12 protein-coding genes are annotated in these 15,035 nt (G+C 56.5%); 8 read left to right on the forward strand and 4 right to left on the reverse strand.

Annotation, left to right across the window (positions count from 1 at the left end):
• The first annotated feature begins 57 nt into the window (after nt 1–57).
• On the forward strand, nt 58–390 hold the full coding sequence (locus WW58_RS08755; protein ID WP_179219218.1) for a DUF2752 domain-containing protein: 333 nt from the start codon (nt 58–60) through the stop codon (nt 388–390).
• 511 nt (nt 391–901) lie between these two features.
• A complete protein-coding gene (locus WW58_RS08760; RefSeq protein WP_215833409.1) occupies nt 902–1,453 on the forward strand; it encodes a hypothetical protein in 552 nt (183 codons plus the stop codon).
• A gap of 280 nt (nt 1,454–1,733) precedes the next feature.
• Here the strand turns inward: WW58_RS08760 and aspS are convergent, their stop codons facing one another.
• Together aspS and hisS are read right to left on the reverse strand one after the other, a co-directional pair.
• The gene (aspS, locus tag WW58_RS08765; protein WP_046436974.1) at nt 1,734–3,527 is read right to left on the reverse strand and encodes an aspartate--tRNA ligase; all 1,794 of its coding nucleotides are present in this window, start codon (nt 3,525–3,527) and stop codon (nt 1,734–1,736) included.
• Between the two features lie 36 nt (nt 3,528–3,563).
• On the reverse strand, nt 3,564–4,838 hold the full coding sequence (gene hisS, locus WW58_RS08770) for a histidine--tRNA ligase (RefSeq protein ID WP_046436975.1): 1,275 nt from the start codon (nt 4,836–4,838) through the stop codon (nt 3,564–3,566).
• A gap of 548 nt (nt 4,839–5,386) precedes the next feature.
• Between hisS and hypB the strand changes: the two genes are divergently transcribed.
• Genes hypB through hypE form a run of 5 tightly spaced genes read left to right on the forward strand, consistent with a single transcriptional unit; the run spans nt 5,387 to nt 10,764 of the window.
• Nucleotides 5,387–6,070, forward strand: coding sequence for a hydrogenase nickel incorporation protein HypB (gene hypB, locus WW58_RS08780; RefSeq protein ID WP_215836746.1), 684 nt, complete (start codon nt 5,387–5,389; stop codon nt 6,068–6,070).
• The gene (gene hypF / locus WW58_RS08785) at nt 6,051–8,378 is read left to right on the forward strand and encodes a carbamoyltransferase HypF (RefSeq protein WP_046436982.1); all 2,328 of its coding nucleotides are present in this window, start codon (nt 6,051–6,053) and stop codon (nt 8,376–8,378) included. Before hypB ends, hypF begins: the two co-directional genes overlap by 20 nt.
• 3 nt (nt 8,379–8,381) lie before the next feature.
• Complete coding sequence (locus WW58_RS08790) at nt 8,382–8,624, forward strand: HypC/HybG/HupF family hydrogenase formation chaperone (RefSeq protein WP_046436984.1); 243 nt, start codon at nt 8,382–8,384, stop codon at nt 8,622–8,624.
• A gap of 33 nt (nt 8,625–8,657) precedes the next feature.
• Nucleotides 8,658–9,725 carry a hydrogenase formation protein HypD gene (gene hypD, locus WW58_RS08795; protein ID WP_046436986.1) on the forward strand — a complete coding sequence of 356 codons (1,068 nt, stop codon included), beginning with the start codon at nt 8,658–8,660 and terminating at the stop codon, nt 9,723–9,725.
• Between the two features lie 4 nt (nt 9,726–9,729).
• On the forward strand, nt 9,730–10,764 hold the full coding sequence (gene hypE / locus WW58_RS08800) for a hydrogenase expression/formation protein HypE (RefSeq protein WP_046436988.1): 1,035 nt from the start codon (nt 9,730–9,732) through the stop codon (nt 10,762–10,764).
• A gap of 157 nt (nt 10,765–10,921) precedes the next feature.
• Here hypE and WW58_RS08805 read toward each other — a convergent pair whose 3' ends face one another.
• Both WW58_RS08805 and WW58_RS08810 read right to left on the reverse strand, forming a co-directional pair.
• Nucleotides 10,922–12,043 (reverse strand): tetratricopeptide repeat protein, encoded by a 1,122-nt coding sequence (locus WW58_RS08805; RefSeq protein WP_046436990.1) that lies wholly within the window; start codon nt 12,041–12,043, stop codon nt 10,922–10,924.
• A 508-nt stretch (nt 12,044–12,551) separates the two neighbouring features.
• Nucleotides 12,552–12,929, reverse strand: a complete 378-nt coding sequence (locus WW58_RS08810) for a hypothetical protein (RefSeq protein WP_288143435.1) — start codon at nt 12,927–12,929, stop codon at nt 12,552–12,554.
• A gap of 11 nt (nt 12,930–12,940) precedes the next feature.
• Between WW58_RS08810 and WW58_RS13390 the strand changes: the two genes are divergently transcribed.
• On the forward strand, nt 12,941–14,908 hold the full coding sequence (locus tag WW58_RS13390; RefSeq protein ID WP_288143436.1) for a glycosyltransferase: 1,968 nt from the start codon (nt 12,941–12,943) through the stop codon (nt 14,906–14,908).
• Nucleotides 14,909–15,035: the final 127 nt, after the last annotated feature.

The following is a 15,035-nucleotide window of genomic DNA, read 5'->3' on the forward strand; positions in this document are numbered from 1 at the left end:
GGAAGATCGGCGATGAATGGCGGGCGCTCTTCATGGCGTTCATGCCGTGATAGCTGGGTGGTCAGGAAAGTATGGCTGCCTGTATGGGCTGTTCTGTCCTGCCTGTTGCTGGCGCCCTCCCTCATGGCGCTGGCAATTAGCCCTGACAGGATGAATTCTCTGGCGGCTTCTGTTGCCGTGCCGCATCGTGAATGCCCGTTGTGCGGCATGACGCGAGGGTATGCGGAAATGGCCCGCGGGGATATACGAGCTGCCTGGGAATGGAACCGCGGCGCTCCGGTCTTGTTTATGGCAGGACTGCTCAATGGAGGGGCTGCCGCGGTTTATTTGGTATGGTGCTGGCGGAGAAGGGCGGGAAGCCGGGAAAAGGAAAACAGTTCTCTCGCGTAGCATGCCGCAAGGGGAGGAACCGGCTCCCCTTGTCCCTGGTAAATGACACAGCGGAAGTTTTGAAGCGGGGCCTGGGAAGTTTTTCTGCCTCCTGTTTATTCCCTGTAACGGGGCTGGCGCTTGGTGGTGGGGGGACGGAATGATGTTGAGTTTTTATTGAATGAATTCCATGCCAAATTCCTCGTAGTGCCGAAGATGAAGTTCCACTGCCCAGGTTGAGCGTTTTGCCGGAGGGAGCTGCGTTGTTCCTGAAAAGGAGAGGGGAATGCGGCGCCGGTGTTTCATGCCTTAGGATTATTTTTTGTCAGAAAGGGGAATAGCTTTTCTGGGAACGGCCGGTATTGCCGTTCATGGAAGGAGTATCCTGGGTGTGAAATATTTTGATTTTTCTTTATTTAGGTATTTTGTTGATGATGTTGTTTTATATTAAGTTGTGTAATTTTCTAACATTTTTATTCTAGGCCCGTTTGATTTTATATATATAGTTTTTGGATATTGTATGAATATTTGCATGTCCATCTATAGATCAATCGAATTGCGGAAGAATACATCCGGAAGTTATAAGGTCCGGCTGACTATCGACCGGGGAAGCAAGTTCTGCGGCGCCAGAAAATCTCTTGGTCTCGGCACCCATCGGGAGGATTGCGCCTTAAGACGTGCCTATCTGATGCGATGCCTGCTGTTTCATATGGGATGGTTTCCCGGCGGAAAGATTGCCGTCAGGAATTCAGCCGAATGCGGTATCAAGGATGTGGTTTGGGACAGCATGGAGTGTTCGGAGGACTCCGGAATGTTCAAGCTTGCCGGAAGGGGCTGCCGCATGGCTGCGGATGAAACCATGGCTATCTGGTTTCAGACGAATGGAGATGGGAGGGTTCAATGCCTTCGTTTGCTCATTTCCGGGTGGAGGAAAGATGACCGGGCAGGTGATTTGAGGGTGCTGATTCAGGGAATGCGGCATTGCGCCTCGGAACAGCGCCAGCATCCCTGCCGGATTTTGAATATTGAAATCGGCGCCGGCTCTTTCGCGGCGCCCCGGGATGAATGTGTGCTGAAAGGGTAGGAAAACGGATTGTTTCAGATACCGGTTTATTCTGGTTTTATTCGGAGGCCGCCACATTCCGGTTGGGAAATTGGGCCGAATGTCCGGCATGCCCGGCCCGGAGTTTATTTGGCCGTTATGGACGACGGGAAGGTTGCCGTATCCCGGGCGAGTTGAAGGCGCGGGAAGAAGGCCGGGAGGAATGGTGTGCTGCCTGCCGGGAAAGGGAGCCCTGTTTTTTCTGCATGAAAAAATCCCGGATGGAATGATTGCCATCCGGGGTTTTGTTTGAAGATTCCGGCTATTTTTTAGCGGGCAGTTTCACCTGAATGTGAATGTCGCGCAGTTGCCGGTTTTCCGCGGCGGCGGGGGAGTCGCTCATCAGATCCGCTCCCCGGTTGTTTTTCGGGAATGCGATGACTTCGCGAATGGATTCCGCGTTGCAAATCATCATGACCAGGCGGTCCAGTCCCAGCGCAAGGCCGCCGTGGGGCGGAGCGCCGAAGCTGAAAGCGTCCAGAATGTGGCCGAATTGTTCGCGGGCCTGTTCTTCCGTGATGCCGAGAGCCTTGAACATGGCGGACTGCAGGTCGCGTTCATGGATGCGGATGGACCCGCCTCCCAGCTCCGTGCCGTTGAGCACCACGTCGTAGGCCTGCGCGCGAAGGTCTGCGGAGAGTTCCCCGCTGAGCAGTTTTTGTTCGTCTTCCTTGACGGGGCGGGTAAAGGGGTGGTGGATGGCGACCCAGCGCTGCTCTTCCTCATCCCAGCCTACCAGCGGGAATTCAATAACCCACAGAAAGTCGCGTTCCTTGTTGTCCTTGAGCAGTTCCATGAATTCGGCGCATTGCAGGCGCACGCGGCCCAGGATATCGCAGGAGGGTTCCCATGGGCCGGCGGCAAAGAGAACGAGGTCTCCTGTTTCGATATCCAGGGCTTCCGTGAGTTTTTGCTTTTCTTCGTCAGAAAGGAATTTGGAGATGGGGCTTCTCCAGTCTTCCTCGCGCACCTTGATATAGGCCAGGCCTTTGGCTCCGGCTTCCACGGCAGTTTTCGTCAGGGCGTCAATCTGGCCAACGGAGGCGGAACCGAATCCCTTGGCGTTGATGGCCTTGACCACGCCGCCGTTGCTTACGGCTGAGGCGAATACCTTGAAACCGCTGTTTTCAAAGATGGAGGAGACGTCCGTCAGCTTCATGCCGAAGCGGCGTTCCGGCTTGTCGGAACCGTACTGATCCATCGCTTCCTTCCAGGTCATGCGGGGGAAGGGGGTGGGAATGTCCACGCCCAGGGATTCCTTGTACACGCGTTTGAGCAGGCCTTCCACCAGGTTGTAGATGTCTTCCGGAGTGATGAAAGAAGCTTCAATGTCCACCTGGGTGAATTCCGGCTGGCGGTCCGCGCGCAGGTCTTCGTCACGGAAGCAGCGGGCAATTTGGAAATAGCGTTCCATGCCGGCCACCATGAGCAGCTGCTTGTATTGCTGCGGGGCCTGGGGCAGCGCGTAGAATTTGCCGGGCGCCAGGCGGGAGGGCACCAAGAAGTCCCGTGCACCTTCCGGCGTGGATTTGGAGAGGATGGGCGTCTCAATTTCCAGAAAGCCGTGCTCGTCCAGGTAGTCGCGCGTGGTTTTGGTGACGCGGTGGCGGATCTGCATGTTGCGGGCCATGGCCGGGCGGCGCAGGTCCAGAAAGCGGTATTTGAGGCGCAGGTCTTCGTTGGAGAGGGCCCGATCCAGCTGGAAGGGGAGCACGTCAGCCTTGTTGATGACGTTCAGGGTGTCTGCGGAGACCTCGATTTCCCCGGTGGGAAGGTCCGCGTTGGTCGTGTCCACCGTATCCGTTTTCAGGCGGGCGGCCACGGTGCCGGAAATCTGGATCATGTCTTCGGAGCGGAGCTGCTGGGAGGCTTTCGCCACATCCTGATTGACTTCCGGGTGAAAGACTACCTGCGTGATGCCGGAGCGGTCGCGCAAGTCGATAAATATAACGCCGCCATGGTCCCGGACGGAATCTACCCAGCCGATGAGGGTGGTCGGCTTGCCGATGTTCGCAGCGCGCAATTCGCTGCAGGTATGAGTGCGGTATGAGTTCATCTTTATTGAAAATGGAAGAAGGGGGAAAGAAAGGCGTCAATTGCTTCCGGTGAGTGAAGCCACGGCGTCAAACAGGTCGTCCATGGCGACGGAGGATGAGGTGCGGGCTCCCAGGTCGCGAAGTTCCATGACCGGAAATTCATCTCCCACGATCAAGGCCGCGCGGGCGCCGGATTTGACGGCCTTCTGGAGCTGTCCGTTGACTTTGGTGAGCGTGAGGGGAAGGTCTACACTGTATCCCTGGTCCCGGAGGGCGGAAGCGATGGCAAGAACTTCCGCGCGGCGGCTCTCAGACGCCTGAACCATGAAGATGTCGCAGCCTGCGGAGGCCAGCGCCGCATCTTTCAGCGCTTTGGCATGGGGCGTCTGTTCAATAAGGTGGGTGATGACGGCATCCCCCATGGCAAAGCCGGTTGCCGGCATGTCCACTGCGTTATTGGAAAGGGCGCCTACCAGCGTGTCGTAACGTCCTCCGCCGGCTACGGCGCGCAGGCTGCGCTGTGTGTCAAAGATTTCAAAAACCAGACCGGTGTAGTAGGCCAGCCCTCGCACTACGGATAAGTCCAGCTTGACATAGCCGTCCAGCCCGCGGGCTGTCAGGTCTTTCATCAGGATGTCATAGCGTTCGGACGCTCCGTCGGGCGGGTTTTCAATGAAGGCCACCAGATCGCCGCGGCTGATATGGAAGGCGTCCAGCTTGCGCTGGCATTCTTCCGGGCGGTCACGTTCAAATTTGTCCACAATGCCGAGGAAAGCGGGAATATCCTGTTCCTGCACGCCGTGTTCCGAAGCAAACCTGATCCAGGCTTCCCGGTCAGAGACGCGCACGATGAAGTCGTTTTGCGTAAAGCCCAGTTCCCTCATGCAGTCGATGGCCAGGGCTATCAGTTCGGAATCCGCCCACGCAGAGGCTTCTCCCAGAATGTCCGCATTGAATTGATAAAATTCGCGCAGACGCCCTTTCTGGGGTTTTTCATAACGGAAGCATGAACCGATTTCAAACCACTTGAGCGGTTTGGTGTATTCGCGCTGGTAGGCGGCTGCGATGCGTCCCAGGGATGCGGTGAGTTCCGGGCGGATGGTGATGTCCCGGTCCCCCTGGTCCGTGAAGCGGAAGAGCTGGGTGGGCAGCTCGCCTCCGCTCTTTTTAAGATAAAGCTCCGTGGCTTCCACAGTCGGGCCCTCCCATTCCAGGAATCCGTAACGATGCGCCACCTTCTTCCATGCGTTGAAAAGATAGTTGCGCACGGCGCAGTCCGCCGGTGCAAAATCGCGGAATCCGGGAAGTGGTTGAAAGCGAGCGTCTGGCATAACCTGGAAAAAAGGATGTTGTCTGAGGACGAAACAGTTTACAGAATTCCTATGCCTTGGCAAGTCCACATGCTTATGATGAAGGAATTTCGGTGGAAACCATATGAATGACTCTATGCAGGAGGATGGGGACGGTTATTCCGGTTTTACATGAAATGAGGAAGGGCGGGAAAGGATTGATTATTGGGGACTTTATTGTTTTTTTATTATCCGAATTTTTTGCGCGGGCTGTGGGGCGTGCGGGTTTAAGTGGCTGGGGATTTGTAAACGGATGTCAAACAACAATATTGAACAGCAAGGGGAAATGATAAGAGGATGTTCCCAAAAGTTTTTCTGCGTATGGAGCATTGCATCTTTCCCTTTATATATAGAAAAATGTTTTCCTCCCGCGCTAAAAAGAAAACCGGGGCAGTTTTGTTTGATTTCATAGGAGTATGACGTGAAACGGATGAGTTTTTTTTCTCTTTGGGAATCTAATATCAGTATTGATTATGTGTAAAGAATGTGGATGCGGGGGGGAGCTCTCCCATGAAAGTCACGGCCACGGCATGGACGTCCATGTTCCGGTGTTGGATGCCAATGACCGGCTGGCAGAGCGCAACAGAGGTTTTTTTGCTGCAAAAAACCTTTTGGTTATCAATGTTTTTTCTTCTCCGGGGTCAGGAAAGACTTCCCTGTTGCAGAAGACGGCGGAGATGCTCCGCGGCCGTGTGCGCATGGGGGTTATCGTAGGGGATTTGGCGACGGATAATGATGCGGAACGCCTGATCCGAGCGGATATCCCCGTAGTGCAGATTACAACGGGCACCATGTGCCATCTGGACGCCCGCATGATTGCGGAGGCTATGAAGAAAATGCCTCTGGATGATCTCGACGTTTTGATTATTGAAAATGTGGGCAATCTGGTTTGCCCGGCTTCCTATGACCTGGGGGAAGGCGTGCGCGTGGTGCTGCTTTCCGTGACGGAGGGTGAGGACAAGCCGTTGAAATATCCTCCCATGTTCCATTCTGCGGATGTCGCCCTGGTGACCAAGTCCGATCTGGCGGATGCCGTGGATTTTAACCGTGACGCCGCCCTGGCCGCCCTGAACAAGGTGGCTCATCATGCGCACGTGATGGAGGTGTCTTCCAAGACCGGCGAAGGAATGGAGGCCTGGTGCGAGGAGATTGTGGAACGTGCGCGCCGCGCCCGGGAAGGCACGATTCAGCATCATGGCCATCACCACCATTGAACAGGCCGCCGCGGCATTGAAATTTGAGATAGCCGGCATGGTTCAGGGGGTCGGCTTCCGTCCCTATGTGTACCGTTTGGCGGTACGGCACGGATTGAAGGGGTTTGTGCGCAATACGGAGTCCGGTGTGGAGATTCATGTGGAAGGGGAGTCCGGCGCTCCGGAGCGTTTCTGGACCGCGCTGATGGACGGCCTGCCGGAGCATGCCCGGGTTTATGGAGTGGAGCGTACCGTATGCGAGCCTGCCGGTTTTGAGGAATTCCGCATTGAGGAAAGCGATTCCACCCCCGGAGGCGTTCCGGTGATGCTGCCGGATCTGGCTCCGTGCCCGGAGTGCCTGGAAGAAATGCGCGACCCGTTTTCCCGCCGGTATCATTATCCGTTTACCAACTGTACGCACTGCGGTCCCCGCTATTCCATTATTGAGACAATGCCGTATGACCGCGCGGGCACTAGCATGAAGGGGTTCCGAATGTGTCCGGAGTGCCGGAGGGAGTACCAGGATGTGGAGGACAGGCGTTTTCACGCACAGCCTATCGGCTGCCCGTCCTGCGGCCCTTCCGTGAAGGTGCTGTTTTCAGATGGTTCCGAACTGGGGTTCGGCCATGGGTTTGATACCCCCGCGGCACAGGTGGCATGGGTGCTGGCGGACGGTTTGATTGTGGCCCTGCTGGGCGTGGGAGGGTTTCAATTGCTGGCGGATGCTTCTTCGGAAGCTGCCGTCAGGCGTCTCCGGCGGTTGAAGGAGCGTGACGCCAAGCCTTTTGCCGTGATGGTGCCGGATGTGGCTGCGGCGGAGAGGCTGTGCCGCTTGTCGGAGGAGGAAAAGCGCCTGCTGGCTTCTCCGGCCGCCCCCATTGTGCTGGCCCGGGGAAGGAAGGATGTGGATCTGGCTCCTTCCGTGTGCATGTTCAGCCGTTTTGTGGGGATAATGCTTCCGTCTTCCCCTCTTCATGCGCTGCTGATGGATGTGTGGGGAAAGCCTCTGGTGGTGACCAGCGGGAACCTGAGCGGCGAGCCCCTGTGCGTCTCCGTGGAGGAGGGGCTGGAGAAACTGGGCCATGTGGCGGATGTGTTTTTTGTGCATGACCGTCCGGTAGTGCGGCCCGTGGACGATTCCGTGGCCCGCGTTACGGACGGCAGGGTCATGATGGTTCGCCGCGCTCGCGGATATGCCCCGCGGCCTGTGTGGCGCACATCTGCGGCGGCTCCCGACGTGCTCGCCCTGGGGGCCGGACTGAAGAATACCATCTGCTGGCTGAAAAGGGGCGTGGCTGTCATGAGCCAGCATCTCGGTGACCTGAGCAGTGCGGCTTCCCTGAACGCTTTTGATCGGACGGTGGAGGCGCTGGGCAGAACCCTGGATGCCGTTCCGCAGGTAATTGCCGTGGACGCCCATCCGGACGGCCCCACTTTTGCCCTTGGCCGGCGTCTGGCGCGGAAGTGGAATGCGACGGTTGTCCCTGTGCAGCATCATCAGGCTCATGTGCTGGCCTGCGCCGTGGAAAATGAAACGCCGTTTCCCGCTTTGGGCATAGCTTGGGACGGGACGGGGTTCGGTACGGACGGAACGGTATGGGGAGGGGAATTTTTTGTGTTGGAGGAAGAGGGTGAGCCGCGCAGGGTGGCCCGCATCAGGCCGTTTCTTCTGCCCGGTGGGGACGAAGCGGTTCGGGAGCCTTCCCGGTGCGCCTGTTCCCTGGCCCGTCAGATGGGGCCGTGGCGTACGGAGGGTCTTGATAAGCGTCTGGAGAGGGGGCTGCCTGTGCGGAAACGCGAAGTTCTGGAGGCGATGATGGCCCGGAATATCCATTGTCCGTCCTCCTCGTCCATGGGGCGGTTGTTTGATGCCGTGGCTTTCTGGTGCGGTTTTGAAGGTGCGGCGGGGTGTGAGGGCCATGCCGCCATGATGTTGGAATCATGGGCCGCGGAAGCTTCCGGGGAAAAAATGCCGGGGGACGCGTATGAATGGGTCATGCATGAAGAAGAGGGATTGCTGGAACTGGATTGGCGGCCGTTGATGAAGTCTGTGGATGAAGATTTGTTGGAAGGCGTTTCCCGCGGCTGCATCGCCCGCAAGTTTCATGAGAGCCTGGTGAATCTGGTCTTTGACGTGGCGGAGCGTTTCTGCCTGGATAGGCTGGTGCTGGGCGGCGGATGTTTTCAGAATGCCTTTTTGCTTGAAGGACTGGCGGGGATGGCCCAGTCTAGAAGGTGCCAGTTGGCTCTGCCCCAGCGGGTGCCGTGCAATGACGGGGGAATTTCCCTGGGGCAGGTTGCGGCGGTCGTACGCCAATGGAAAGGATAGAATATGTGTTTGGCCGTTCCCGGAAAGATTGTGAGCGTCAATGAGACGGACCCTTTGTTCAGATTGGGGGTGGTGGATTTTGGCGGCGTGAGCCGTGAAGTGAACCTGGCCTGTGTGCCGGAAGCCGTGCCGGGGGATTACGTCATCGTTCACGTGGGCATGGCCCTGAGCGTGCTGGACGAGGAGACCGCTCTTCAAACCCGCAGGGAAATGAGAGAAATTGTGGAAAATACGGATCCGCTGTAGGGAGGGGCGTTTTCCGAATTCAAATAATGATTTATGCAGGAGGAAGCCCGGCAGCTGATTGAAGAATTGCGCCACGCTGTGACGCGTCCGTGGGCGGTAATGGAGGTATGCGGAGGCCAGACGCATGCGATTGCTTCTCTGGGGCTGGAGGAGTTGCTGCCTCCCGGCCTGCGCCTGATTCATGGTCCCGGCTGTCCGGTCTGCGTTACGGCGGTGGAGTTGATTGACCAGGCCGTGGAATTAAGCCTGAGGCCCGGCGTGGTTTTGTGCAGCTACGGGGATATGATGCGGGTGCCGGGCTCCCGCGGGGATTTGTTTTCCGCCAAGGCCGGGGGAGGGAACGTGCTTTTGATGTATTCTCCGCTGGAAGCGGTCGCTTATGCCGGAAGCCATCCGGATACGGAAGTGGTGTTTTTCGCCGTAGGTTTTGAGACGACGGCCCCGGCTACGGCTCTTGCCCTGCAGCAGGCCCGTGCACTGGGATATGCCAATTTTTCCGTTCTCTGCGCCCATGTGCTGGTCCCCCCGGCTCTGGAATGGCTGATGGACCAGGATGAGGGAAGGCCGGACGCTTTTTTGGCTCCCGGCCATGTCTGCGCCGTCACAGGGGAAATGGATTACGTGCGTTTGGCCGCCCGTTACCGGACGCCCATGGTGGTGACGGGGTTTGAGGCTCCGGACCTGCTCCGCGGCATTTTGATGTGCGTCCGCCAGCTGGAAGCCGGGGAATATGCAGTGCGGAATGCGTACGGACGTTATGTGAAACCCGGTGGGAACACGGCGGCACAGGAAAGAATGAATGAAGTTTTTGAGCCGGAAGACCGCCGTTGGCGCGGTCTGGGGATGATTCCCGGCGGCGGCATGAGGCTGCGCCGTGAGTGGAATGACATGGATGCCGTTCTGCGTTTTGAATGCGGAAAGGGGAGGCCGGGAGCAGATGAAGCTTCCGGATGCCTGGCCGGGCAGGTGCTGAGGGGGCTGATTCGTCCTGGAGAATGCCCTTTTTTCGGATCGTCCTGCACGCCGCTGGCCCCGCTGGGGGCTCCCATGGTGTCCGGGGAAGGGGCTTGCGCCGCTTATTATCATTATAAAAGAAGTTGATGTCATGTTTGAGTGTCCTGTTCCGGAGCCTGTTTCCGACCGTATCCAGATGGCTCATGGCGGCGGAGGCCGCTTGATGAATGAGCTGATCCGTTCCGTGTTTCTGAGCGCCTTCGGGTGCCCTTCCGGAGGCGTGCAGAATGACGCCGCCGTATTGGAGATTCCTCCGGGGAGGCTGGCGATGACGACGGACAGCTTTGTGGTGCAGCCTTTGGAGTTTCCCGGCGGCTCCATCGGTTCACTGGCGGTGCACGGAACGGTGAATGATCTCGCCATGAGCGGCGCGGAGCCGTTGTATTTGACGGCGGGCTTTATTCTGGAAGAAGGGCTTCCGCTGGAAGTCCTGGCCCGCGTGGCACAAGATATGGCTGCCGCGGCCCGTGCGGCGGGCGTCCGTATTGTGACGGGGGATACAAAAGTGGTGGAGCGCGGAAAGGGGGACGGCATTTACATTAATACTGCCGGGGTTGGCATCGTGCGCCATGGGTTGGAGATCAGCCCTTCTTCCGTTCGTCCGGGGGATTCCGTGCTGCTCAGCGGGGATTTGGGGAGGCACGGCATGACGATTATGAGCCTGCGCGCCGGGCTGTCTTTCGGAGACGGCCTGGAAAGTGATTCCGCTCCGTTGCATGAATCCGTGGCCGCCGTCATTCGTGCCGGCATTCCCGTGCATTGCCTGCGTGACGTGACCCGCGGCGGATTGACCGCCACTCTTTCGGAGATTGCGGAATCTGCCGGCCTGACAGTGAAGCTGAATGAAATGTCCATTCCCGTGCGTGAGGATGTCAGGGCGGCGTGCGGGCTGTTGGGGCTGGACCCTCTTCAGGTGGCCTGTGAGGGACGTTATCTGGCTGTTCTTCCACGGGAGCATGAGGAAGAGGCCCTGAACCTGATGCGCGGCTGCAGCGTATCTGCCGGAGCCTGCGTCATAGGCCGTGTGGAGGAATTGGGGACGGCGCCCCTGCTGATGACGGGACGTCTTGGAGTGGAGCGGGTGTTGACGATGCCTTCAGGAATGCAGCTTCCCCGCATCTGCTGATTCCTGGTGCTGCATGATTGGCGTTTTACGGCAGGGAAGCGGTGGAACCCGCTTCCCTGCCGGTCCGGTGTTTCATAGGGGTGCCGGAGCGGCTCTGTGCGCTTCCGGGGGAAAGCGCAGCCGGCTTGATATGGGGAACTGGTTGTTGGGAGATGGTTCAGGAGGGAGTGTCTTTACCTGTCCCGGCATCGGGCAATGCTTTTAATGCCGCTTTGGCCTGTGCATGGTCCTGGGAGGCTGCCTTTTCCAGCCATTCCCGGGCAGTTTCCAGGTTTTTTTCCACGCCGAATCCGTACAGGCAGATGATTCCCATGTTGTATTGCTCGGAGGCGTAGCCGGCTCTGGCGGCGCGAAGATTCCTGTTTTGCCATTCCCTGGCTTCCGCTTCCGTGAAGTCCTGGCTCTTGCAGAATTGGTCCCACGTTTTTCCGAATTTCATGGCAGCCCTCGCAAATCCCGACAGGGCGGATTTTCTGGTGTATTCATCCGCCAGGCGCATGTTTTTTTCCACTCCGTCGGGTCCCAGCCTGTACAGGTGGGCCAGTCCCCAGTATCCGTTGGGGCTGCCCAGATCCGCCGCTTTTTGGAAGAGCTGCAGCGCGTCCGGGTATTTTTTATGGGACATGGCGAATACCGCATTGGCCAGGAAGCGTTCCGCTTTGATGAATTCGTAAAATTCGGGAATCGCCGCCCATTCGGATTTAAGTTTGTTCCTGTCTTTCCTGGATTTGGGAGGCATGCCGGAAGGCGGGGATATTCGGAAAACGGGAATGTAGCCGGAAGCGCCCATATTGGCCAGCCCGGCCATCAGAAAGCAGCCCGGCTGGAGGCGCCACATGTGCATGTACAAAACGCGCTCTGCTGGCAGAGATTCCTTCTCAATCCAGTCCGGCAGGTTCATGGGGGGGCCGTAAAGTCCCGTCAGGCCGTTCAGCATGCGCTTGTACAGGGATTTCAGGCGCGTATCGTATTCCTCTTTACCCGCTTTGGTGGTGGAGTAAAAGGAAACGGCTTTCAGACCTCCATCCTTTCCGTACTCGAAATGCAGGGAGAAGAAAAGGCCTCCAATAGGTTTTTTCGTCTTGTAGGCTCCGTTCAGCCCTGTACGGCTCAGGTAGGCGTCTGTTTCCGGCCCTTCCAGGGATTTGCAGGTTTTCAGGGAATTCAGAAGCTGGGATTCCTGCAAACCTGTTTCCAGGGGGCCGTAAAGAGGCGAGGCGGCGCCGCAGGAAGCTGTATAAAGCACAGCCATGTAGCGATAGCAATTGGTCAATTTCATGGAATAGATAGGGAGGGATGGAAGTGGTGCTTCAATAGCGGATTAGGAATCCGAATGAAGTGTTCAAAGATGTTTTTATGAAAAGCAAGTATATTACAATCAATAGTTTATATTTTGTTCCAACAAATTTATTTTGTTGAGGGTTGTGTCCGGGAAAATGATGGATGATTTTGGAGAAATGCATTTGGTATGAAAAACTGATATTGACGTCGGATTCCTAATCCGCAGTGTTTAAAATAGGTTGAAAAATGTTGGTTAACCTTTTTGTTATCAGCATATTAAAAATATGCATCCTGTTTTCCTGAAGTGAAAAAGGCGGAAAGGCGCGTCTGTTGTCCCGCCTCATTCTTCCGTTTTTTTACATGGAAATTGTTATTATTTTTATTAAAAGTCTTTCTGAATATTCATTCATTTCCGTTTTGTGTATCCCATATGCATGCATTGTGGCGGATTTCAAATCCGCATGTCAGCGAAAAAAGGAACTGGTGCTTCCTTATTGATTTTATTATCAATGGATAAAATCAATATTGGGGATTGTTTCTTTCAGGATGCGTTGTGATTTTTTTTTTTCTCTATACGATGAAAGTCCTTTTTTCTCAAAAAATTTGATTGACTGCGGATTTGAAATGCGCAGATGAACGCGCATGGATTGAGAGCGTTTGATATTCAATGGGCTGTTTCTTTTTTTGCAGTAATACGCAGTTTTGGAAGATGTCCTGATAAAAAAAGAGGGCTCATGATACGTACCCGTACGGGAAAAACGGGAAGGCCGTGGCGGCATTGCTCCGGAGCGGCTGTTGATTCTGCCGGGGCTGCGAGCATAACCGGATGTTTGTGACGGTTTCGTTTCCGGCCGCATCTTGTTTGAGGAAGCCATTCCGCTCATGGTACCGGTACATGAGAATTGATGTGGTAACGGATACGTATGAACCTGATATAAATGGAGTGGCCCTGACGCTGGGGCGTCTGGTCGGCGGCCTCCGGATGCGCGGGCATCTGGTGCATGTGATGAGGGCTTCTGAACGGAACGGCTCTTTCGACCCTGGGGAGACGGCTATGCCGTCCCTTCCCCTCCCCATGTACCATGAGGTGAAGATAGGGCTGCCTTCTGCAGACAGGTTCCGCGCCAGATGGATGAAAAAAAGGCCGGATGTGGTATACGTGGCTACGGAAAGCCCCATGGGAGCGTCTGCCGTGAAGGCCGCCCGTACGCTGGAGGTTCCCGTGGTGATGGGATTCCATACCAATTTCCACCAGTATATGAAGGATTACCATTTCTCCAGACTGGAAACGGCCGCCGTGAATTACCTGCGCAAACTCCACAACAGGGCAGGGATGACAGTGGTTCCCACGGAGGAAATGCGCCGTACGCTGGAGGGGATGGGGTTTGAACGCCTTTCCGTCATGGGGCGCGGAGTGGATGCCGTCCTGTTTGATCCCGCCAGGAGGGATGCTTCCCTGCGCCAGTCATGGGGCGTCTGGCGGGATGAAGTGGTATTTGGCGTCGTGGGGCGTCTGGCGCGGGAAAAGAACCTGGTGACGGCCCTGGGGCTGTACACGCGCTTGCAGAGGGAGTTTCCGGATTGCGGCATGAAAATGGTGGTGGTAGGGGACGGCCCCATGATGAACAGCCTGCGCAGTGAGTTTCCTGATGCCGTTTTTTGCGGAATGCGCCGTGGGGAAGACTTGGCGCGCCATTATGCCGCCATGGACGTTTTGCTGTTCGCCAGTGAGACGGAAACTTTCGGGAACGTTTTGCTGGAAGGCATGGCCAGCGGTTTGGCTACGGCCAGCTACCGGTATGCCGCTTCCGCGGATGTGGTGCTGGACGGCATCAACGGCCTTCAGGCGGAGAAAGGGGATGAAGAGGGGTTTTATTCCGCCATGCGCCGTCTGCTGGAAGACGGGGAGATGATCCGGAGGCTTGGGAAACAGGCCCGCAGGACGGTGAATTCCAGAACTTGGGATTCCATCCATGACAGGTTTGAAGAACTGCTGGCTTCCGTGGCCCGGGAGGAAAACGGGACCGGCTGCGCCCGCCCCCCGCGGGATGCCGTGCTGGAATGCCGCACGGTTTTTTTGTCGGACCTTCATCTGGGAACGAAAGACTGCAAGGCGGACGAATGCCGGAAGTTTCTGAAACATGTCCGGGCTGGAAAAATTGTGCTGGTGGGGGATATTGTGGATGCTTGGGCTTTGTCCCGCGGCAGCCGCTGGCGGCGGAGGCATACGCGCTTTGTCCGCACCTTGTTGAAAAAGATGGAACAGGAGGATGTGGAAGTCCTGTACCTGCGCGGAAACCACGATGATATTCTGGAAAAATTCCTGCCTTTTCATCTGGGCGGTTTGAAAATTGCCAGGGAGTACGTGCACCAGGCTGCGGATGGAAGACGCTACCTGTGCGTGCATGGGGACGGTTTTGACGCCATTTCCACCAATCACCGGTGGCTGGCGATGCTCGGCTCTCTGGGTTATGACGTTTTGCTGATGGTCAACCGGTTTTACAACAAATACCGCGCCTGGCGGGGCAGGGAATATTATTCCGTTTCCCGCGCCATCAAGGGCCGCGTGAAATCCGCCGTCAATTTTATCGGAAAATATGAGGAACAGCTTCAACGCCTGGCGGTAAAGAGGCAGTGTGACGGCATCATCGCCGGGCATGTGCATCATCCGGCGGATACCATGGTGGGAAAGGTGAGATATCTGAATTGCGGGGACTGGGTGGAAACCATGAGCGCAGTGCTGGAATACGGCGACGGCCGTATGGAAACGGTGCTTTACAAGGATTTTATGAAGCGCCTGGCATATGGCAAATGCGGAACCATGGAGGACGCGGAAACTTCTCCCGGCACGGGGGATTCATGACGGAACGGCCTTTATCCGGTTTCCCCCGGAAGTGGGACAAAATGACTTTGTGTGACATTTTGTCTCTTTTCTGGTGTGACATTATGTCCCGTTTTCCTTTGTCGGGAAAATAGAGGAATGAAAGGAA

It is taken from the genome of Akkermansia sp. UNK.MGS-1, from assembly GCF_000980515.1.
GTDB classification, from domain to species: domain Bacteria; phylum Verrucomicrobiota; class Verrucomicrobiia; order Verrucomicrobiales; family Akkermansiaceae; genus Akkermansia; species Akkermansia muciniphila.